19 protein-coding genes are annotated in these 21,911 nt (G+C 62.6%); 10 read left to right on the top strand and 9 right to left on the bottom strand.

The genetic code is table 11. The annotated features are described in order from the left end of the window. Positions 1–37 precede the first annotated feature (37 nt). From ABH939_RS00920 to ABH939_RS00910, 3 genes are read left to right on the top strand one after another with little or no spacing between them, the layout of a single operon-like run. Positions 38–913: a CoA ester lyase gene (locus tag ABH939_RS00920; RefSeq protein WP_030537187.1), complete on the top strand. Its 876-nt coding sequence runs from the start codon at positions 38–40 to the stop codon at positions 911–913. Next, positions 910–1,908 carry a MaoC family dehydratase gene (locus ABH939_RS00915; protein ID WP_042923986.1) on the top strand — a complete coding sequence of 333 codons (999 nt, stop codon included), beginning with the start codon at positions 910–912 and terminating at the stop codon, positions 1,906–1,908. The genes ABH939_RS00920 and ABH939_RS00915 overlap by 4 nt, the downstream gene beginning before the upstream one ends. Before the next feature lie 31 nt (positions 1,909–1,939). Beyond that, positions 1,940–3,160 carry a CoA transferase gene (locus tag ABH939_RS00910; protein ID WP_058037638.1) on the top strand — a complete coding sequence of 407 codons (1,221 nt, stop codon included), beginning with the start codon at positions 1,940–1,942 and terminating at the stop codon, positions 3,158–3,160. Positions 3,161–3,226: 66 nt separating this feature from the next. On the opposite strand, the gene ABH939_RS00905 is transcribed toward ABH939_RS00910, so the two are convergent. Beyond that, entirely contained in the window at positions 3,227–4,384 is a 1,158-nt protein-coding gene (locus ABH939_RS00905; RefSeq protein ID WP_003940617.1) for an acyl-CoA dehydrogenase family protein, read from the bottom strand. Positions 4,385–4,579: 195 nt separating this feature from the next. On the opposite strand from ABH939_RS00905, the gene ABH939_RS00900 reads away from it, so the two are divergent. From ABH939_RS00900 to ABH939_RS00880, 5 genes are all read left to right on the top strand, one after another. Beyond that, positions 4,580–6,043, top strand: coding sequence for an MFS transporter (locus ABH939_RS00900; protein WP_174519483.1), 1,464 nt, complete (start codon positions 4,580–4,582; stop codon positions 6,041–6,043). A 134-nt stretch (positions 6,044–6,177) separates the two neighbouring features. After that, positions 6,178–7,308, top strand: a complete 1,131-nt coding sequence (locus ABH939_RS00895; RefSeq protein WP_054781713.1) for a thiolase family protein — start codon at positions 6,178–6,180, stop codon at positions 7,306–7,308. Between the two features lie 54 nt (positions 7,309–7,362). Further along, positions 7,363–8,127 carry an SDR family NAD(P)-dependent oxidoreductase gene (locus tag ABH939_RS00890; RefSeq protein ID WP_003939944.1) on the top strand — a complete coding sequence of 255 codons (765 nt, stop codon included), beginning with the start codon at positions 7,363–7,365 and terminating at the stop codon, positions 8,125–8,127. Positions 8,128–8,168: 41 nt separating this feature from the next. After that, positions 8,169–9,824, top strand: a complete 1,656-nt coding sequence (locus ABH939_RS00885; RefSeq protein ID WP_166503000.1) for a class I adenylate-forming enzyme family protein — start codon at positions 8,169–8,171, stop codon at positions 9,822–9,824. Positions 9,825–9,877: 53 nt separating this feature from the next. Then, positions 9,878–10,783 (top strand): nitronate monooxygenase family protein, encoded by a 906-nt coding sequence (locus ABH939_RS00880; protein ID WP_245361854.1) that lies wholly within the window; start codon positions 9,878–9,880, stop codon positions 10,781–10,783. Here ABH939_RS00880 and ABH939_RS00875 read toward each other — a convergent pair. The 6 genes from ABH939_RS00875 to ABH939_RS00850 are packed head-to-tail and all read right to left on the bottom strand — an operon-like array spanning position 10,780 to position 16,823. Continuing rightward, positions 10,780–11,676, bottom strand: coding sequence for a LysR family transcriptional regulator (locus ABH939_RS00875; RefSeq protein ID WP_003939949.1), 897 nt, complete (start codon positions 11,674–11,676; stop codon positions 10,780–10,782). The two genes, ABH939_RS00880 and ABH939_RS00875, sit on opposite strands and share 4 nt — an antisense overlap. A gap of 3 nt (positions 11,677–11,679) precedes the next feature. Further along, positions 11,680–12,582: a LysR family transcriptional regulator gene (locus ABH939_RS00870; protein ID WP_007729501.1), complete on the bottom strand. Its 903-nt coding sequence runs from the start codon at positions 12,580–12,582 to the stop codon at positions 11,680–11,682. A 30-nt stretch (positions 12,583–12,612) separates the two neighbouring features. Further along, positions 12,613–13,425, bottom strand: a complete 813-nt coding sequence (locus tag ABH939_RS00865; RefSeq protein WP_075835472.1) for an enoyl-CoA hydratase/isomerase family protein — start codon at positions 13,423–13,425, stop codon at positions 12,613–12,615. Continuing rightward, on the bottom strand, positions 13,422–14,183 hold the full coding sequence (locus ABH939_RS00860) for a crotonase/enoyl-CoA hydratase family protein (RefSeq protein WP_065351440.1): 762 nt from the start codon (positions 14,181–14,183) through the stop codon (positions 13,422–13,424). Before ABH939_RS00860 ends, ABH939_RS00865 begins: the two co-directional genes overlap by 4 nt. 37 nt (positions 14,184–14,220) lie before the next feature. Further along, positions 14,221–15,267 (bottom strand): MBL fold metallo-hydrolase, encoded by a 1,047-nt coding sequence (locus tag ABH939_RS00855; protein ID WP_064114211.1) that lies wholly within the window; start codon positions 15,265–15,267, stop codon positions 14,221–14,223. After that, positions 15,264–16,823: a long-chain-fatty-acid--CoA ligase gene (locus ABH939_RS00850; protein WP_075834441.1), complete on the bottom strand. Its 1,560-nt coding sequence runs from the start codon at positions 16,821–16,823 to the stop codon at positions 15,264–15,266. Before ABH939_RS00850 ends, ABH939_RS00855 begins: the two co-directional genes overlap by 4 nt. 187 nt (positions 16,824–17,010) lie before the next feature. On the opposite strand from ABH939_RS00850, the gene ABH939_RS00845 reads away from it, so the two are divergent. Next, positions 17,011–17,955, top strand: coding sequence for a LysR family transcriptional regulator (locus ABH939_RS00845; RefSeq protein ID WP_054188394.1), 945 nt, complete (start codon positions 17,011–17,013; stop codon positions 17,953–17,955). Here ABH939_RS00845 and ABH939_RS00840 read toward each other — a convergent pair. Next, on the bottom strand, positions 17,889–18,779 hold the full coding sequence (locus tag ABH939_RS00840; RefSeq protein WP_007729523.1) for a LysR family transcriptional regulator: 891 nt from the start codon (positions 18,777–18,779) through the stop codon (positions 17,889–17,891). The genes ABH939_RS00845 and ABH939_RS00840 overlap by 67 nt on opposite strands. Before the next feature lie 182 nt (positions 18,780–18,961). Between ABH939_RS00840 and ABH939_RS00835 the strand changes: the two genes are divergently transcribed. Further along, the gene (locus ABH939_RS00835) at positions 18,962–20,632 is read left to right on the top strand and encodes a chitobiase/beta-hexosaminidase C-terminal domain-containing protein (RefSeq protein WP_007729525.1); all 1,671 of its coding nucleotides are present in this window, start codon (positions 18,962–18,964) and stop codon (positions 20,630–20,632) included. A 50-nt stretch (positions 20,633–20,682) separates the two neighbouring features. Here ABH939_RS00835 and ABH939_RS00830 read toward each other — a convergent pair whose 3' ends face one another. Continuing rightward, on the bottom strand, positions 20,683–21,873 hold the full coding sequence (locus ABH939_RS00830) for an acyl-CoA dehydrogenase family protein (RefSeq protein ID WP_007729528.1): 1,191 nt from the start codon (positions 21,871–21,873) through the stop codon (positions 20,683–20,685). Positions 21,874–21,911 lie beyond the last annotated feature (38 nt).

Raw genomic sequence — 21,911 nt, 5'->3', positions numbered from 1 at the left:
GTACATTTGATTTCCAGATCGAGGTAATCGACACACTATGGACGAGAACCACTACCGCGCCACCAGACGTCGCGCGTCCCTGGTCGCGCCGGGTTCAGACGAGCGCAAGGCACGCAAAGCACTCTTCTCGAACGCAGACGAGGTGATTCTCGACCTCGAAGATGCCGTCACTTCGGCGAACAAGGACCTGGCGCGAACCCTCGTGAGCACCTTGGTGCACGAGTTCGGTAGGGCGCGCACCATCTCGGTCCGAATCAACGGCCTGACCACACCATGGGCCCGCGACGACCTGATCGCCTGTGGCGCCCTCGGAGAATCGCTGACGAGCGTGATCGTCCCGAAGGTCGAGTCCGCCGACGAACTACTCGAGGCCGAGCACATCCTCTTCACTGCCGGTGGGCACCACACCACCCTGCAAGCCCTGATCGAAACTCCGCTCGGCGTCCAGAATGCCGACTCCATCGCCCGCGCGACTCCTCGTCTCCAAGCCGCGATCATCGGATACGCCGATCTCGGTGCAGCGCTCGGCCGTTCACGCTCGGCACTGCCTGAACACTGGCTTGCCGTCCAGGACAGAATCCTGATCGCCTGCCGCGCAGCCGGCGTCGCAGCCATCGACGGGCCCTTTCTCGGCATCACCGACGACGACGCTTTCCGCCGCGCCGCGCACTGGACCAGCGCTCTCGGGTTCGACGGCAAATGGGTCATCCACCCGGCGCAGATCGACTCGGCCACTACCGCATTCACTCCTTCGGACGACGCCGTCAATGACGCCCGACGGGTACTGACCGCACTCGAAGAAGCCGAAACCCTGGGTTCGGGTGCCGCCCAACTCGACGGCCAGATGCTCGACGAAGCTGTGGCCGTGGCAGCGCGTCGTACGCTTGCCCGAGCCGAAGGAGTCACCGTATGAGCGAGCACTACGTGGGAGGCCCGTACTTCGACGAGCTCACCCATGGTCAGATCTTCGACGAAGCCCCCGCGGTGACGTTGACCAGTGGACTCGCCGCCTCCCATCAGGCGATCCTCGGTGACCGCATGCGCTTGCCTCTCGACGCACACTTGTCGTCGAGCGTCACGGGTTCCGTTGCACCAGTGGCGAATCCAGGACTGGTCACCGACATCGCCATCGGTCAGTCAACCGTGGTCACACACCACGTCAAGGCGAACCTCTTCTACCGTGGACTGCGATTCCACCGTTTCCCGGTACTCGGCGACACCCTGTACACGCGCACCGAGGTTGTCGGTCTACGCGAGAACTCGGCCAAGCCGGGACGCGGCGCCACCGGACTTGCCGCGCTACGGATGACGTCTGCTGATCAGAACGGCAACACGGTCCTCGACTTCTACCGCTGCGCCATGCTCCCCCTGAGCCCCGACCCGATCGAGGCGAGAACTCGCCACGCCGACGACCTCGGGGCGATCGGTCCGTCCGAACCGGCTCCGTACGTATCACCTGACGGTTGGGACCTCGACACGTATCGAGAGCGGGTACCCGGCAGGCACTTCGATTCCGATTTGGTGGGCTCCGTCTTCCACAGCAGCGGCGACGTCGTCTCCAGCGCACCCGAACTTGCCCGGCTGAGCTTGAACATCGCAGCGACGCACCACGACGATCGCGTCGGCGCCCACGGTCGCCTCGTCTACGGCGGCCACACCATCGGGATCGCACTCGCCCAGGCGACTCGCGCTCTGCCCAACGTGGTGACGGTTCTCGGGTGGCACTCGTGCGATCACACCGGACCCGTTCACGAGGGCGATACCCTCACGAGCGAACTGCACGTCGAAAACTCGTCGCCCCTCGAACACGGAACCGCAGTGCAACTGCGTTCGCTCGTGTTCTCCCACAATGCTTCTGCAACACAAACTCCGGTTCTCGACTGGCGTTTCACCGTGTTGATGGCATGAGCACACACTCTTCTATCACGGAGGACCACACATGACTCAGAGCCCAGGCCCGCTGTCCGGGCTTCGCATCGTCGAGGTCTCGAGCTTTGTCGCCGCGCCGCTGTGCGGACTGACGCTCTCCCAACTCGGCGCCGAGGTGATCCGGATCGACCCGATCGGAGGTGCCTCCGATTACAACCGCTGGCCCGTCACAGACAAGGGCGAGAGCATCTACTGGACCGGACTCAACAAAGGCAAACGGTCATTGTCAGTGGACATGCGCGCCGAACGCGGCCAAGAACTGATTCGCCAACTGGTCACGGCGCCGGGACCTGGCGGCGGAATCCTGGTCACCAACGCCGGCGGCCGTAAGTGGATGAGCCACGACTCCCTGGCCCAGTTGCGTAGCGACGTCATCACCCTCGAGATCCTCGGACGCCGCGACGGCAGCCCCGGAGTCGACTACACGGTCAACGCCGCCTTGGGATTTCCACAGATCACCGGCCCCGCCGACTACGCCGGAGTTGTCAACCACGCACTGCCCGCCTGGGACGTCGCATGCGGGCTCTACGCCGCCCTGTCGATCACTGCCGCAGTGCGCCAACGTGACTCGACCGGACATGGATCTCGGATCACGCTCCCACTCGAAGACGTCGCATTGGCCACCGCGGGAACCCTCGGTTACCTCACCGAAGTACAAGTGAACGGTCGCAGTCGCGAGTCCGGCGGAAACGCCGTCTACGGCACGTACGGAATCGATTTCGTCTCCAGCGACAACGATCGGTTCATGATCGTTGCACTCACTACCCGCCATTTCCGCGACCTTGCGTCGGTCACCGGCACCACGGCGGCTGTCGACGCTGTCGAAGCTGCACTCGGAGCCGACTTCTCCACCGAAGCGGATCGCTACCGTCATCGAGAGGTACTCACTGCTCTGTTCTCACATTGGTTCCGGGAACACAGCGGCGCCGAGATCGCTGCAGCGCTGGACACATCGTCGGTTCTGTTCGAGAGGTACCGCAGTTTCGAGGAAGTGGTGAAATCTGGCGAACTGGAGAACAACCCGATGTTCTCCGCACTCGATCAACCTCGAATCGGAAGCTACCTGGCTGCCGCCAATCCTGCCTCGTTCGACGGCGCACACCTGGGTACCGGACCCGCCTCCGAGGTCGGCGGCGATTCGATCGCGGTGCTCGCCGACATCCTCGGAACCAACGCCGATCACGCATCGACGCTGATCGCGGACGGCGTGGTCGGGGTTCCGGCGAACTGACCTACCCGGAAGATGTTTTCGGCCTCGGAACATTTGTTCCGAGGCCGAAAACATGTCGAGAGTGCGTCAGAGACCAAGATCCTTCGCGATGATGGTCTTCATGACTTCACTTGTGCCACCGTAGATTCGTGTGACACGCGTGTCTGCGTAAAGACGCGCGATGGGATACTCGGTGATGTAGCCGTACCCGCCGTGCAATTGGAGGCACTTGTCGATCACTCGACCTGCCGCCTCGGTGCAGAACAGTTTCGCCTTCGCTGCGTCGGGAATCGTCAGAGTGCCGCGGTCATGACATTCGAGTGCGTTGTCGGACACCAGCTGGATGGCATCAACCTCGGTAGCGCATTCGGCCAGAACGAATTTGGTGTTCTGGAAGGCCGCGACCGGCTTGCCGAACACCTTGCGGTCCTTGACGTAGTCGATGGCAAAGCGAAGCGCTGCACTGGCAGTGGCGGCCGCTCCGAACGCGATGGTCAACCGCTCCTGAGCCAGGTTGTGGGTCAGATAGCTGAAGCCGTCGCCCTCTTCTCCGAGTCGGTCCTCGACGGGCACCTTGACGTCGACAAACGAAAGCTCCGCAGTGTCGGAGGTCTTGAGCCCGATCTTGTTGATCTTGCGCCCCACCGAGTATCCGGGCGACGACGTATCGATCACCAGAATCGACAACCCCGTGCGCCGGTTCTCCGCTGTGCTGGGCGCGGTACGGCACACCACCAGGACGCGGTCGGCAAGTACTCCACCGGTGATGAACGTCTTGGAACCATTGACCACGTAGTGCGTACCGTCCTCCGACAGCTTGGCCGTGGTCGCGATGTTCGCCAGATCCGATCCTGTTCCCGGTTCGGTCATCGCAATCGCGAACATCAGATCTCCGGAAGCGAAGCCCGGCAACCAGCGGCTCTTCTGTTCTTCGTTCGCGTACTCGAGCAGGTAGGGCAGGATCAGGTTCGTATGCACCGACTGCGAGCCGAATGACGCCCCGGCGGCAGCAACTTCCTCGGCGACGACGACGTTGAACTTGAGCGACTTCTCGCCGCCTCCGCCGTATTCCTCCGGCACCTGAATTCCGAGTACGCCCAGCTCTCCGAGTCGTCGGTAGAAGTCACGGGGCGGGTGACCGTCCTCTTCCCACTTCTCGTGGACCGGGGTTACTTCCTTCGCGATGAAATCGCGAACGGTTGCCCGGAATGCCTCGTGATCCTCGTTGAACACGGTGCGCTGCATGTATGAACTCCAGTCGGTCAAGGGGACAGGGTGATCCTGATCTCACCTTGCCTCAATGTTCCGCATTCGATCCAACACTCATCGGCTATGCGTCCGATAGGGCGTACCAATATGGCCTGACCTGCGATACATAGGCAACCGCTATCGTTCCGATCATCGACGCGACATTGCTCAAAGTGATCCAGAACACGTTGAATGAGTCAGCCGGCAAACACACCACCATCGATCGCTTCGAGGCCGCGCTTCGAGCACGATCGCATCCGCCCACCAGTCTCGAAGGGACGCCACGTGACCCCCATCGCGCCACAGCGTAACGACGTCCAGCCCGAAGCAACAGCAACGCCAGATTCGTCAGCAGTTCCCGTCTTCGGTACCCGCAAGCGTGCGTGGACGATGACCGGGCTCGTCGTTTTCCTCTACATCGTCAACTACGCGGACAAGGCAGTCCTCGGAATCATCGCTCAGCCCCTCGCTCGTGAGCTCGGACTGAAGTCTTCGCAAATCGGCATGGTCGGCTCGCTCTTCTTCCTGATGTTCTGCATCGGTGGATTCCTCGCCGGACCGCTCAACAAGTACCTGACCCTGCGTTGGGCGCTGTTGATCCTGGCCGCAATCTGGTCCGTGGTCATGCTCCCCCTCGTTCTCGGCGCCAGCCTCGCGATGTTGATCGTCTCGCGCATGCTCCTCGGATTTGCCGAAGGCCCCAGTTCGGCGCTGATGCACACCGCGGCGTACTCGTGGCACCCGCCGGCCAAGCGCGGCCTTCCCGGCGCAATGCTCGCCGGATCCGCCTCTGTCGCAAAGATCGCCCTCGCGCCGGTACTGACCTTCATCGCCGTTCATTACGGCTGGCGCGCAGCGGTTCTCTCGCTCTCCGTTCTCGGTCTCGTGTGGATGGGTTGCTGGCTGGCCGGTTGGTCCGAGGGCCCGTACACGAGCAAGGCCGTCAAGGCGACCAAGACTGCAGATACAGAAGCAACCGAGGCAGCCGGGACAGCCACGAAGGCGGTCACCGAGCCCAACGTTCCGTGGCGCAAGATCCTGCTCTCCCGCACCTTCGTCAGCTGCTGCTTCCTCATCGCGACCATCTACGCGCTGACCACCGTCGTTCTCACCTGGTTGCCGTCGTACTTCGAGGTCGGCCTCGGATACAGTGCGATGCAAGCCGGTTCGATGTTCGCGCTGCCCTCGATCGTCGGTCTCGTCCTCATGATCACCTCCGGTTCCGTCACGGACAAGTTGATCGGCCGCGGCTTCACCTCTCGTACGGTTCGCGTCATCGTTCCCTGTGTCGGCGTTCTGATCTGCGGATCGATTCTCCTGTTCCTACCACAGATCTCCACTCCCATCGTCGCTGTAGCCATGGTCTCGATCGGCTACGGGTTCTCGGCAATCACCTTCCCGCTCATCAACGCTGCGATCTCGGAGCTGTGCCCGCCGCAGCAGACTGCCGGAACGATGGGATTCTTCCTCGCCATCATGTCGATCGGTGGCCTGATTGCTCCTTACGCAACGGGAGTCATCGTGGACAACGCTGCAACCCCGGCCGACGGTTACGCCCAGTCCTTCCAGGCAATCGGCGTCATCGGAGTGATCGCCGCGGTTCTGGTCCTCGTCTTCGCCAATCCCGAGCGCGATCGCAAGCTCATCCGAGGCTGAGTACTCCACGTATAGCCATTCGCTAACAAAGCCATTCACCGAAAGACATTGCCGGGTCGACCCGCTCGTGATCGACTCGAGACACGCCCCGACCGCACAGTCGCAGAACCGGGCACGAACAGCAGGAGAGATACATGCGAGATGCCGTCATCGTCGACGCAGTACGTACACCGATCGGCCGTCGCGGCCGCGCCCTCTCGGAGATCCATCCGGCCGAGTTGTCCGCCCATGTACTGCGTGCGCTCGCTGAACGGACCGGACTCGACGCGGCGACGGTCGACGACGTGATCTGGGGTTGCGTCAGTCAGGTCGGCGAGCAGGCCGGAAGCATCGCCCGCACAGCGGCACTCGCTGCAGGCTGGCCCGACAGCGTTCCCGGCGTCACACTGACCCGGGCCTGCGGATCGAGCCAGCAGGCAGTTTCCTTTGCTGCGGCCACCGTCATCTCCGGTCAGAACGACGTGGTCGTAGCCGGAGGCGTCGAATCGATGTCACGAGTACCGATGGGTACCGCCAGCAAGAACGGTGAGCATTTTCCGGCTTCGGTACTCGAACGCTACGGGGTGGACGGTTTCAGCCAGGGGACCGGCGCCGAGATGATGGCCCGGAAATGGGCACTCACACGAAGAGCTCTGGACGAATACTCCCTCCGCTCACACGAACTCGCGGCCCGTGCCACCGATGAAGGGGCATTCACCGGGCAGATCACTCCGATCGCGGGCTTGTCCCAGGACGAAGGTATTCGGCGAGGCGGAAGTGTGGAGTCGCTCGCGAAGTTGCCCCCGGCCTTCGACACCGACGGTGCCATCCACGCCGGCAACTCTTCTCAGATCTCCGACGGGGCGGGCGCCACACTCGTCACGACCAGCGAGTACGCCCGGGCACGCGGGTGGAAGCCGCTCGTTCGTATTCACACCGCAGTGGTCGCAGCCGACGACCCGGTCATCATGCTCACCGGTCCGATTGCCGCCACCGCAAAGGCATTGGACCGCTCCGGATTGTCCATCGACGACATCGGCGCCTTCGAGATCAACGAGGCATTCGCCCCCGTCCCGCTTGCCTGGCAGGCTGAAACCGGCGCAGCCATCGATCGTGTGAATCCGCTCGGCGGCGCTATCGCGGTCGGCCACCCACTCGGCGGATCAGGTGCGATCTTGATGACTCGCCTGGCACATCACATGCGCGACAACGGAATTCGCTACGGTCTCCAGTCGATGTGCGAGGCCGGCGGCATGGCCAATGCGACCATTCTCGAATTGATCTGACCCGACAACGCTTTCGGGCCGACACGTCATCCAGCAGGAAAGAAGAATTGATCCATGAAACTCGAGGGACTTTCCACCGCGATCACCGGCGGCGCTTCAGGCCTCGGCCTGGCAACCGCTCGACGGCTGCTCGACGCCGGAGCGCAGGTCACGTTGATCGATCTGCCTTCGTCCGACGGTAAGCAGGTGGCGGCCGATCTCGGTGCTGCCGCACAATTCGCCCCGGCCGACGTCACCGACAGCGAACAATTCGCCGAAGCACTCGACGCGGCGCACGAGCGCGGCGGCCTCCGCGGCGTCGTCCACTGCGCGGGCGCCGGGCGTCGTATGCGCATTCTCGACAAGGACGGAAAAGCCGGATCGGTCGAAGATTTCGAGTTCGTCGTCAAGCTGAATCTTGTCGGTTCGTTCAACGCACTCCGTCTCGGCGCCGAGCGGATGGCGGAACTCGACGCCGTGGACGGTGAGCGAGGTGCCATCGTCATGACGGCGTCGGTCGCAGCATTCGAAGGTCAGATCGGTCAGATCAACTACACAGCGTCCAAAGCCGGCATCGTCGGTATGACGGTCACCGCTGCCCGCGATCTCGCCAGCCGCGGAATCCGCGTCAACACCATTGCTCCCGGCATCATGGACACTCCCCTCCTGGCGCGCCTACGCGAAGACGTGCGCACGGCCCTCGAAGCCTCTGTTCCCAATCCCTCACGACTGGGTCGTCCGGACGAGTTCGGCCAGCTCGCCGTCTCGATGCTCGAGAACGGCTACCTCAACGGCGAGACCATCAGACTCGACGGCGCTATCCGAATGGCTCCCCGGTGACGGGCACCAGCGTGATCGCCAATCCACAACTGCGGCACAACATGCAATACCCGGATACCACCATGGCGTACTGGGCGCCCAGCATGGCGGCGCTCTACGGTGACCGCCTCGCCGTCGTGGACGGCGAGCGTACGTGCACCTTCCGCGAACTCGGTCAGCGCAGTGCGCAATTCGCCGGCGCACTGCGGCAAGCCGGGGTGGGCGTCGGCGACGTGGTGTTGATGCACCTCGGGAACTGCGTCGAGTTCCTCCAGGCTTACTACGGATGCCTACAGGCCGGGGCGACAGTCACATTGGTCAACCCACTGCAGCCAGAGCTCGGCCTGCGCAAGCAGATCGAAGAGACGTCCGCCGTTGCTGCAGTGACTCAGAGTTCGCAGCTGCACGTACTGCTCGCGGCCGCTTCAGGAACCTCCGTGCGTACGATCGTGATGGTCCAGGACACCGAGGGCGCGCTCGACACACCGGAGTCGGTCGTCGCATTCGACTCCTTCATCGCCGATCTACCCACCGAATTCACCCCTGCCTCGGTTCGTAGCGACGACATCGCACACATCGCGTTCACCGGCGGAACCACCGGAGTCTCCAAAGGTGTTCGTGTTCTTCACCGCAACGTCGTCGGCAACATCACGCAGATGTGTGGGTGGAGAACCGGTCACGAGTTGGAAGCAGGTCCTGACGGTCTCGTCACGCCTCGACGCATCGACGGCCTCGACGTGCTCGGTCCGACGCCCGGGACCGGGGCGACCATCGTGGTCTCCCCTCTCTTCCACGCACATTCGTTGCTCAACACGTCGTTCCTGTTGATTTCCGGTCTCACCCAGGTGTTCGCCGGTCGGTTCGAACCCGGCCGGATGCTCGAGCTGATCGAAAAGCACGAGGCCACCTATCTCACCGGGTCTCCCGCCATGTGGCACGCACTGTCGGTTCATCCCGACGCTACGGTGCGCAACACCGACAGCGTGTGCGTCGTGTCTTCGGGTGCCGCCCCGATCGACAGTGTCACGCTCGCCGCACTCCGCCGGGCATTTCCCAAAGCGCTCGTCGTCGAAGGGTACGGGCTGACCGAGGCCACCTGTGTGGTCACGGCCGCTCCGCTGATCAACGGCTCGGAATATCGGCAGAGCAGCGTCGGCCTCCCGATCTTCGACACCGAAATCCAGATTCGCGATCAGCTCGACCGGAAGACCGTTCTAGGCGAGAACGAACGCGGCGAACTCTGGGTGCGTGGACCTCAGGTCACCGACGGCTATCTCGGACACCCGGAAACCACCGCAGAACAGTTCGTCGACGGCTGGTTGGATACGGGAGACATCGCGTACCTGGACTCGGACGGATACCTCTTCATCTGTGACCGGGCCAAGGACATGCTCATCTACAAGGGGTACAACGTCTATCCGCGTGAACTCGAAGAGATTCTGGTCTCGCACCCGGCGATCTCGACTGCCGCGGTTGTCGGCCGCGAAGTGGGGAGCAACGGCCAGGAGCCCGTAGCCTTCGTCGTGATGATTCCGGGCGCCGAGTTCGACGCCGAGCAGATCAAGGCGTTCGTCGCCGAGCAGGTGCTGCCGTACAAGAAGATTCGCGAAGTCGTCGAGGTAGAACTCCTTCCGACATCGGCTGCCGGTAAGGTCCTCAAGACCGACCTCCGCTCGAGACTTCTCGAATCCGTCGATCAGAAAGGCGGTTCCAGGTGACAACCTTCGCAGACCTGACGTCGCAACTGCGTGTCCCGGTTCTCGCTTCACCGATGTTCATCATCTCGACCCCTGACCTCGTCATCGCGCAGTGCACCTCTGGCATCATCGGGTCCTTCCCGGCACTGAATGCTCGTCCGCAGTCAGCACTTCGGGATTGGCTCAAACTGATCACCGTGGCTCGTGAGGAACATGATCGTGAGCACCCGGAGAATCCGTCGGCGCCATTTGCCGTCAACCTCATCGTCCACCGGTCCAACAACCGCCTGGAAGAGGATCTGGCGACCATCGCCGAGTTCGAGGTTCCGATCGTCATCACGTCCCTCGGCGCTCGCACCGACATCAACGACGCAGTCCACGCATACGGCGGAATCGTTCTCCATGACGTCATCGACAATCGCTTTGCACGCAAGGCGATCGAGAAGGGCGCCGACGGACTGATCGCGGTAGCTGCCGGGGCCGGTGGTCATGCCGGTAGGCAGTCGCCGTTTGCCCTGATTCGGGAGATTCGTGAGTGGTTCGCCGGTCCACTGCTGTTGTCAGGTGCCATCGCTCATGGTGATTCGATTCTCGCTGCGCTCGCGGCCGGGGCCGATTTGGCATACGTCGGATCAGCTTTCATCGCAACCGAAGAGGCTAACGCGGATCCTGCGTACAAGGAGATGATCGTGGATTCAGGGGCCTCCGACATCGTCTATTCCAACCTGTTCACCGGAGTACACGGAAACTACCTGCGGGGCAGCATCGTTGCCGCCGGCTTGGACCCCGACAACCTGGCCGAATCCGATCCATCCGCAATGAGTTTCGCGACCAACGACACCGATACCAAGGCGTGGCGAGACATCTGGGGCGCCGGACAGGGCATCGGAGCGATCGACGCAGTCCTTCCGACGCATGCAGTAGTAGAACGTCTCGCCGCCGAGTACTCTGCCGCGCGAGAACGTATCTGCCGACTCTAGTGCTGTGACCGGCGTTCGTCGGACAGGTACTCGTGGATCAGGTTCACGAATACCTGTCCCACCGGCGACAACGTCGAGGGGTCGAAGGCGAGACCGTACGCACGCAGAAATCTCGGCTCGCAGGCCCGTTCCACCACCTGACCAGGCATCGATTTCGCCACCGAGCGCTCGACCAACGAACCGCCGAGTCCGGCGATGACCATCGGGAGCCGCGACTCCCGTTGCTCGGTCACCACCGCGAGTTCCGTTCTGGTACCGGCCTTTCGGATCGAGTCTTCGATCGCGTCACCCATCGCTGCCCCGCGAGGAACGAATACCATGGGAATGTCCGGCATTTCCGAAAGGCGTACCGGCCCCTCGGGTAGTTCCGTTCCCGCCGGGTAGACCAGGCGGTATTCCTGCTCCCCCAATTCGACGATTTCGAGCCCTTCGCCCGCCTCGAGCGGCAGATGAGCCACCGCGAATTCGCAGTGGCCGTCCCGGATGAGACTTTCCAGATTGTCCTCACGCTCGAGTTCCGAGAATCTGACTCGTGCTTGCGGATACCGTCGACAGAACTCCGCAATCAGATCGACGATCGTCCCCGAGGTCAGTGCAGGGAAAGCCATGATGTCGAGGCGACCGACGATGGCGCCATCGGATGCCGTCAACTGTTCAGCCGCCGCAGCTACGTCTCGCAAAACCTGTCGACTCGGGCCGACCAGACTGCGACCGGCAGCACTGAGCACCATGCCGCGCCCGATGCGGTGGAACAGCCTCACTCCCAGTTCACGTTCGAGCCCGCGCAACGCTTGTGACACGGTCGGCTGAGCAACGCCGAGAGCCGCTGCGGCGCCGTTGATCCCCTTGTTCTCGACCACTGCGAGGAAGTACTCCATCTGCCGGAACTCCACAGTTCACTCCTCTTCCGTGGACGGAACGGCGGAGGTGGCCATTTCCGCAGCCGTCGCGATGAATGCAGCGGCCGCCGGGGATTGCTCGCCCGAGCGATAGACGATACCGACGTCGCGTGTCAGCGGCGGATCGAAGGAGAAGGCGCAGACGTCTGTCATCTGCTGTTGTGCAACCCTTCTCGGCACTACAGTGGCGCCGATTCCTCGACGCACGAGTTCCCACGTGGTCACAGGGTGGACACAGTCCACGACTACGTTCTCGGCGCCTTCGCTCAGTAGACCCCGGAACTGATTCGATTGATCACCGAGATCGACCACAAGCGGCAAACTGTGCAAGAGCGCTCGCGGAACCGGATCCGCCAACGGCGTTGCAAGTCGGCCGGACAACGACGCATGGGTGGCGAGCACCAACTCCTGAGTGGCAATCGGAGCCGTGACCAAACCTTCGTACCCGATACTCAGATCGGTGACGCCGACCTCGGCCGACCCTCGCCGCAACGCATTGTCGACCCCGGCCGGGCCGTACGTGTCGAGAACACGCACGACGATCTTCGGGAAGTTGGCCCGGAATCGCCGGACCAACTCGACCATCGGATCGATCGAGAACGCCGAGTACGAGACGACGTCGACACGACCGAACTCGAGTTCGCGAACGGCGGTCACTTTCGCCTTCGCGCGCTCGACGTCGGCAAGGATTCTCCTGGCCGCGAGATCGAACGTGCGGCCCGCGTCGGTAAGAACCAACCGCCTGCCCGTCCGGTCGAACAGCGTGGCGCCGAGCCGACGCTCGAGCGTACGAATTGCCTGTGACAGCGAGGGCTGCGAAATGTAGAGAGCCTGAGCGGCCTTCGTTATCCCACCGTGGTCGACAACAGCGACGAAGTAGGTGACGAAGTGCAGATCCACTCATCCATCATACGACCAGCGATCCGTCGCTCAGTCCACCCGAGTTGCCCCTGGTACGGCCCACTCTCCGGTGAAGATCGGCTCCCGCTTTTCCACGAAGGCACGAACCGCGTCGGTGGCATCCGTCGCAAAATTGACCGCTTGCGCCCTCGCCTCGTTGTCCAAGGCCTCCCGCAACGAGAGGGAGGTGTGATGTTCGAGCATGGCGGCAGACTGACTCAGTGCGGCCGGCGGGCCGGCGGCGAGCCGCTGCGCCAGTGTTGACGTGTGTTCGTCCAGCTCGGCCGGTTCGACCAGATAAGTCACCAACCCGAGCTCGTAGGCTTCCTGTGCGTCGATCGTCTCGGCAAGCATCACCAGTCGCTTGGCTTGTTGGAGGCCGACCAGTCTCGGCAGGATCCACGAACCACCGAAGTCGACAGACAACCCCCGTTTGGCAAAGATCTGGCTGAACTTCGCACCCTTGGCCGCCACGACGAAGTCGCAGAGCAACGCCATGTTCCATCCGGCTCCGACGGCAAACCCGTCGACCTTCGCCACCAGAGGTTTGGGAAACTCACTCAGTGCGATTGCCGTTGCGTTGATGACACGCATGCGATCGAGCGGGTGCGACGAGCCACGCTTGTCCAGATCGGAGCCCGCGCAGAAGGTCCCATCCGCGCCGGTCAGGATCACCGAGCGAATCTGCGCGTCCTCTTGAAGTTCGAGGACTGCTTCACGTAGAGCGATCCAGGCGTCGAGATCGAGAGCGTTGCGGCGGTGCGGCCGACAGAGAACAATCGTCGCGACAGCACCGTCTCGTTCGATGCTTACGGCCGCACGCTCGATCGTCTCGGCACTCATGAACCACTCCACACGGGAGAGCGCTTCTCGGCAAATGCCGTGGCGCCCTCCTTGGCATCACGAGAGGTGAAGACCGGATCGATGAATTCGCGTTGCGCGACAAAGGCATCCGGATCGGTGTACTTGGCGGACATTGCCAGTACCTGCTTGGTCGCGCGAACAGCCAGTGGACCGTTAGCCGCTACTCGGGCCGCAAGCTCGCGTGCGACGGTCAGCGCGTGTCCCGGTTCGGCGAGCCGATTGACCAAGCCGTGATGATGCGCCACGGTGGCACTGAGTGGATCCCCCGTGATCGCGATTTCCATGGCCAACTGATACGGAAGAATTTTCGGCAGACGTAGGAGTCCGCCGGCGGCCGCGGCAAGTCCCCGCTTCACTTCGGGCAGGCCGAATTTCGCGTCCGTGGACGCCACGATCAAGTCGGCCGCCAAGGCCAGTTCGCAACCGCCGGCGAGTGCCCAACCTTCGACGGCTGCGATCAGCGGCTTCGACGGCGGTGCCTCGGTCAGACCGGCAAAACCACGACCCGGTAGCGATGGCCGCTCTCCGCGCGCAAATCCCTTCAGATCCATACCGGCGCAGAAGGTTCCACCAGATCCGGTCAGAATGCCGATGGTGAGATCGGCCCGTTCCTCGAACTCGTCGATGGCCGCAGCCAAGGCTTCGGCAAGTTCGAGATTGACCGCGTTCTTGGCCTCGGGACGATTGAGGGTGATGACGGCAACGCCGTCGGCGAAGTCGGTGAGCACGACGCTCATGTTCGGTTCCTACTTCCGTGATGAGATTCTTGAAAGGTCACTGCGCGCGAATGCTCCAGCGCACGGGTGTGCCGCCGGACGGTGTCACGATCTCCCGCTTGGCCAAAACAACAAGATGAGCATGGGTTTCGCGGACTGCCAAGCGAAGTAGTCGCGGCGACATCTGTTCGAACGGGCGAGACCAGGAGATCGTGCGTGAGAGTTCCCAGGCCGTGGATTCAGGCTCATCCTGCACCGCAGCCACGATCTCCGCCAATCGCTCCTCGTGGTGCCCCATCAATTGACGTGCACGATCGGCGATCCCACGGAATCGATATTCATGTGCCGGAAGCACTTCGCACTCGCCCAGTGTTGTCGTCGCCTCGAGCGAGAGAAGATAACGATGAAGTGGGTTCTCGAGTTCACCGGGAATCGTGGAGATGTTCGGGCTGATCCTCGGCAGCATGTGATCGCCGCTGAACAACAAGCCTCTGTCCTCTTCCACGAAACAGAGATGTCCGGGAGTGTGCCCCGGTGTCCATTGGGCGCGGAGATTCCAACCGGGTAGGTCGAGTGAATCCCCTTCTCCCAGAATAATGTCGATGGTTTCGTGCTCGGCGAACCGCACCAGGTCGACCCGAGACGCGTCGAGCACTTCGGCCGGTGCGCCGAGTTCGGACAACTGCAGGTTCCAGCCACTGATGTCGTCGCGGGTCTGTTCGGGCCCGTGGTACCCGAGGAGCGTCGCGTCGGCCACGTGCATCGCAAGCGTTGCGCCGCTGACCTGCCGAAGACGCGGCGCCAGGCCGAAGTGATCGGGATGCAGGTGCGTGATTGCCGCATAGCGCACTTCGGAAACGTGGTATCCGATCGATGCTATGCCGTCGACGAGAGCCTGCCAGGACTGTTCGTGATCCCAACCGACGTCGATGAGGGCAAGTCCGTCGTCGAGCGCGAGTGCGTAGACGAGTACGTAGCGCAAAGGGTTGTCCGGCATGGGAACAGGGATCGACCACAATCCGTCCCGCACCTGTTCGACCGGTGGAAGGACTTTGTTCGCCCATGCCTCACGTTGTGCGACACCGACGTCTTCGGTCACGATCATGATGCTTCTCCGCTCGCGTTCAGCATGGTCCGCAGGCTCGACTTGAGCAGTTTTCCGCTCGCGTTGCGAGGTAGGGAGTCCACGAAATGGATCTGGCGAGGTTTCTTGTACGACGCCAACTTCGCTGTGCTGAAAGCGATCAACTCGTCGACGCTCGGCACGTCGGCACCGTCGACCAGTTTGACCACTGCGGTCACGGATTCACCCCAGCGCTTGTCGGGAACCCCGACCACCGCGACCTCGGCGACCGAGGGGTGCTCGGCCAGAATGGATTCCACCTCGATCGGATAGACGTTCTCTCCGCCGGTGATGATCATGTCCTTGAGTCGATCGGTGACGAACAGATACCCCTCGTCGTCCAGATGGCCGGCGTCCCCCGTTCGGAGGAAACCGTCGTGGGTGAACAATTCGGCGGTCTCACGGTCACGTCGCCAGTATCCGCGAGTGTTGTTTCTACTGCGCGCGACGATCTCACCGGAACTATTGGGCGGCAATTCCTCACCAGTGGTGACGTCTCGAATCGAGATCTCGACGCCGATCATCGGCTTGCCCGCAGAGCGAAGCAACTCCGAACGCGGCCCGCTCACATGATGGTCGTAAGCACGAAGGACGGATACCGAACCCGTCGTCTCGGTCATCCCGTATCGCTGAACGAATTTGCAGTTCAAGACAGTCATCGCGTGGGCGAGGAGCGCCGGAGTGATCGGTGACGCCCCATAGGCGACCACCTCCAGGCTGGTCAGATCGAAACTGTCGAGAGTCGGCAGATCTACCAGCGTCTGAATGACCGCAGGCACCAGAAATGCGTGGGTGACGCGGTGGGTCGCGATGGCATCAGCGACCCGAGCAGGCGCCATGTCTCCGAGCAGCACCAAAGGCACTCCGGCCGACAAGCATGTACTCATCCAGCCGGCACCGGCGATGTGAAAGAGGGGAAGTGCATCGAGTGCGACTGCATTCGAACCGAATTCGTAGACATCGAACCCCTCGGGCTCGTTGTACAGATTCCGGTGCGTGGCCACGACGCCCTTGGGCCGGCCGGTTGTCCCGGACGTGTACAGCTGCAGAACTGCTGCGTCCGGATCGTGCCCGTGTCCGGGGTCGACACCGGTCCCTGATGCCACGAACTCCGCCCAGGTTCGCGAATCCGGCAGGACCCCTGCAGCTCCCACGGTTATGACCTCGATGTCCGGCAACGCTGCGGACATCGCCGCCGCCCCCGCGGCGAACTCGTCATCGACGATCAAGACGTCGAGCTCCGCGTCCTCGGCGATGTCGACGAGTTCGAGTGGGTTGAGCCGCCAGTTCAACGGTATGAACACAGCGCCTGCCTTCGCACATGCGATGAAGGTTTCCGCACCTTCGAGCCCCATACGCAGTAGCGCACCGACACGAGCACCCGTTGTGGTCACTTCTGCCAGCGCACTCGCCAAGGTGCTGGTCTCGCCATCCAGCTCAGCCCAAGTCAGCGTTCGGTCGCCGCACGTGATTGCCGGATCGGACGGCCGTGTCGACGCCGAGTGGCGTATCCGGTTGGGTAGGTGAAGCTCGCTCACATCACGCTCCTGTGTTCCAGGTACTCACCGAGCACGAACCGCGGTCGGTGGTACTGGAACAGTCGACCATCGCTATGGCCTGCGCCACAAAGACGAGAAGGCGCACAGAGCCATAGCTCAGACCTATGTCCGCAGGTCGCAGCAAGTCACCGCCGCCAAGGCTCCGTCATCTGGGAGAATTCGTCAGATGCAGGCACCCGGCATGGACATACGCAGCGCGCAGTATCTCGTCGCGGTCGTCGATCACGGCAGCGTCACTGCCGCCGCGGACGTCCTGCGTATCTCGCAACCGTCCCTCTCGCAGGCCGTGCGCAACCTCGAACGAGCTCTCGGAGCCACACTCTTCGAGCGCACCACTCGCGGTCTGGCTCCCACCACGGTCGGACTGGCAGTTGCCGATTCTGCCCGTACGTTGCTCGCCGACGTTGCTCGGGCCGAGGCCGCGGTGGCTGCGGTAACCGCTTTGCGCGCCGGGGAACTCGCCATAGCAGTTCAGTCCGATCTCGCCATCGACCCTGTTGCAGAGGTCGCCGGACGCCTCCATCTGACGGCACCCGGAATTCGGTTCTCCACGAACGCCTCCGCCAACGCACAGGACGTGCGCGCGCTCGTCAGAGCAGGTACGTGTGAACTCGGGTTTCTCGAGACCCACCCGGGTACCGAAGTCTCCGACGGGCTTCGAGAAATTGCCGTGAGCACCCAGGAAACGGTCTTGTCGATCCCCATTCGCCTGGCCACAGACCTCCCCGATCCGGTTCCGCGCACCGTGGTCGCGCGCCTGCCGATGGTGGTCGAGGCATCCGCAGTTCGGCGCGGGCACTCGATCGACGACGATCTGGAACTCACCGACGTCGTCGTGGAAGTGCCAGATCGCCTTGCTGTCCGGGAAATGGTCGGGCAAGGTGTAGGCGCCGCGCTGCTGCCCAGATCGATCGCCGAACAAGACTCACCGGCATCTGAGGTTCGCTCGCTTTTCCCACCGATCACCCGGCAGACGATCTTGGTCTACCGCGACGGCCCGCTCTCACCGGCCGGGTCTGCGTACATCGAGAACATCTCCCCACGTCACAAGCCCTCCACGAACAGCCTGCCCAACGGCGAGAGCGTCTCCGGATCGAACTCGACGCCGTAATTCAGTGAGATCGGCGGCTCCACCGGAAATATCTCCGCGCCGGACGCGACCGATCTCTCGGCCAACGAACGCTCCATGAATGCCATGCCCAAACCAGCAAAGACGAACGCGCCGACGGTCTCCCGCTGCGCCAACTCCGTCGACATCCGAGTCCGGGCCCCGGCGGCCTGCAGAGACGACTCGATGGCAAGGCGAGCCCGCGAGTGTTTGAGCACACCCACCACGGGGAGATCGGGCAATGCCGTCAATGACACCGGCTCTCCCGCAGCGGGTTTCACACCATTCGGCCAGACGTCAGGATGAACCCCCGACGGCACTGCCAGCCAGTACTCGTTCACCCCCAACACTTTCGTGGACAGCGCCGACATGTCGGGTGGCCAGTAACTGAAGACCACCTCGCACGCGCCGTCTGCCAACACCTGCTCAGACGTTGCACCCTGCGGCAACTCACCGACCCGAACGGTCACAGCAGGCCACCGCTCACGAAAGTCTGCCACGATGCGTGCGATCGGACCTTCGAGACCATGTGCCGCGGAGCAGATGTCGAGCCGGCCACGAGGCTCGTCGGCCGTACCGATCGCGACGTCGAACGCGGCCGCGCTGCTGCGAGTCATCTGCCTCGCCGGCCCTACCAATGCCCGACCTGCTGCCGTCAGCACCAAACCGCGACCGACGCGGTGAAACAGTTCGACTCCGAGTTCACGCTCGAGGCCACGAATACCCTGCGACAGCGACGGCTTGGTGACCGACAGATTCTGCGCAGCCGTCGACAAGGACTCACCACCGGCAACGGCAAGGAAGTACTCGATCTGACGTAGGTCCACTCCATCGACTTTGCCATAAACGCAGCCGGGTATACCGGTACCAAGCACTGCAGGGTGTTCACACACGCTTCATTAATCGGACATTCAGGACACACCTTCTTCTACCCGGCGCCACCTACCGTAATTGGTCCAGACCAATTACGGATAGGTCTGAACCACCGCGTCGAAGACAAGGAATCCTCGTGAGACGTACGACCATCGCGATAGCAGCCGTGACAGCGGCTCTCGCCGTTCCCGGCATCGCCCCCGCCGAATCCCACGCCGAACCCGGCTGGGGCAGTTCGTCCTTCGAATGGGGCAGCTCTTCGGGCGAGAACAACACGCCGCCCGCAGCGCCCGGCGTCAGCGTCCCCGGCGGACGGTACGAGCACCCCGTCGACCTGACCTTCACCGCCGAGCGCGGCGCCACCGTCCGCTACACCGTGGACGGAACGACACCCACCACCGACAGCCAAGCTGCCACGCCGGGACGTCCGCTGCACATCGCACAGGACACCAACGTCACTGTCGCAGCTTTCCGCGGCGATCACGCGAGCGCGGCCGTCTCGTTCGGCTACCTGATCAAGACCTCGGAAAAGCCGCTGGCTCAGGTCGTCGTGATGTCCGACGTCCACGTCGGCGATCACGCGAACAACGACAAGAAGTACGAAAGCTTCTTCGACACAATCGGTTCCATCTTCCCGAAACCCGACGCTATCCTCTCCAACGGGGACATGATCAACGACAACGGAGACGGCAAGGGGCCCGACCACAAGATCGTCGCAGAAATCTTCCAGGCAAACCTCGCCCGAAAGGGCATGAACGACACACAACTCCTGATCTCCAACGGCAATCACGATGCAAGTCTCGCGGCGATCAGAGCCGGATACCCGGCGGAGTGGTTCCCGGATTCCGGTGGCGGATACTACGAATCCGACGTCAATGGTGTCCATCTCTTCACGGTCAACACCGAAACCTACAACAATGATTCAGCGCAACGCAATTGGCTGAAGTCCCGCCTGACCGAAATCACCGCGGAGTCCGGGAACCTGACCAAGCCGATCCTGGTCCAGGGACACCGGCCGGCAAGCAACACAGCCATGGACGGGCAGCAGGCGTCGAACCCTCGATTGACCGAAGACCTGAGTGCCTTCCCTCAGGCAATCTTCTTCTCCGGGCACTCACATCTGAACAACAACGACGACCGGTCGATCCATCAGCGTGACTTCACGTCGGTCAACGACGGCTCGATGTCGTACATCGAAATCGATCACGGCTACCAGATGGTGACCGAGTCCGGTCTCGCGAACCGTTTCGAATCACCCACTGCCCAAGCGCTCTTCGTCGAGGTCTACCAGGACCGCACGGAAATCAACCGAATCAACATGGCGGCAGACAAGCACGACATCTACGCCGGTGGCGCGTGGTCAGCCAACTGGCAGCCGCCGTACTCGAGCGCGGGCACGCTGAGCGGTTCGGGGTGGACGGTCGAACTCGACGGGTCGACCAACCAGCAGATCAAGGACAACTTCCGCTACACCTCGGGCGCACGGAACACGCACGCGCCGGAGTTCACCTCGAGCACTCCGCTCTCGGTGACGACCGGCGAAAACGGTGCGACCGCACTGAGGATCGCGCAGGCCAAGGACGATCAGATGGTGCACCACTACGCCGTCGAGGTCACGGACACAGCCACCGGAGCGAAGGTGGTCTCGTCGAAGGTGCTCTCGGACTTCTACTTCATGCCGCGGCCGAACAGCCTCGACATTCCGATTCCCGATGCCGCAGCGGGCACCGCATACGAAGCCCGCGTCGAAGCCGTTGACGCATACGGCAACCGGTCACCGGTGACAACCCTGGCCTTCACCCGCTGACCCGACACGACTAAGCGGCACCGCGCATATTCGCGGTGCCGCTTCTCGGCTCAGTTGTACGTGCGAAGCAGGCCCTTGCTGATGATCTGCTTCTGGATGTCGCTGGTGCCTTCACCGATCAGAAGGAACGGCGCCTCACGCATCAACCGCTCGATCTCGTATTCCTTGGAATAGCCGTATCCGCCGTGGATACGGAAGCTGTCCTGGGTGACCTCCGAGCAGAATTCACTCGCCAGATACTTCGCCATACCCGCGGCGACATCGTTGCGCTCACCCGAGTCCTTGAGCCTGGCAGCGTTGACCATCATCAGATGTGCCGCTTCGACTTTGGTGCCCATCTCGGCGATCCGGAACGCGATGGCCTGATGCTCGGCGATCGGCTTGCCGAAAGTCTCTCGTTGCTTGGCGTAGGTGACAGCCAGTTCGAAAGCGCGCTGGGCAATTCCGCAGGCACGCGCGGCGACGTTGACCCGGCCGACCTCGACGCCGTCCATCATGTGCCGAAATCCCGAGCCAGGGGTGCCACCGAGAACCTCCTCGGCTCCGATCTCGAAACCGTCGAAGATCATCTCCGTGGTGTCGATTCCCTTGTACCCCATCTTCTCGAGCTTGCCCGGAATGGTCAGGCCCGGGAGTACCTCGCCGAAACCTGCGGGTTTCTCGATCAATATCGTCGTCAGATTGTTGTGCGGCTTCTCCGCGCCCTCGTCCGTCTTGACCAGGACTGCCACCAAGGTCGAGGAACCCCCGTTGGTCAGCCACATCTTCTGGCCGGTGATCACGTAATCGCCGGAGTCCGTCCGCTTCGCCTTGGTCGATATGGCAGCAACATCGGAACCGAGGGCAGGCTCCGACATGGAAAATGCACCGGTGAGTTCCCCGGAAGCCAAACGCGGCAGGTACTTCGCCTTCTGTTCCGGCGTCCCGTGCGCCGAAATCATGTGAGCCACGATGAAATGCGTGTTGATGACACCGGACACGCTCATCCATCCACGGGCCAATTCTTCGACGCACAGCGCGTAGGTGAGCAATGATTCGCCGATACCCCCGTACTCGGGGTCGATGGTCAGTCCGAACAGACCCATGTCCTTCATCTGCTTGACGATGTCGGTCGGGTACGTATCCGAGTGTTCGAGTTCCTGCGCCGCGGGGATGACCACACGATCGACGAACTCGCGTACCGCCCCGACGATATCGGTCTGAGTTTCGGTCAATCCCGCCGTCTGCGCCAAACGAGTCACTGTTCCACCTGTCAGTCGGTACTTCGTGCCCTCCCGGT

The sequence above is a fragment of the Rhodococcus sp. 27YEA6 genome (assembly GCF_044908235.1).
GTDB classification, from domain to species: Bacteria; Actinomycetota; Actinomycetes; order Mycobacteriales; family Mycobacteriaceae; genus Rhodococcus_F; species Rhodococcus_F qingshengii.
The sequence above is the reverse complement of the archived record's forward strand: the minus strand, read 5'-3'. Positions and strand labels throughout refer to the sequence as shown.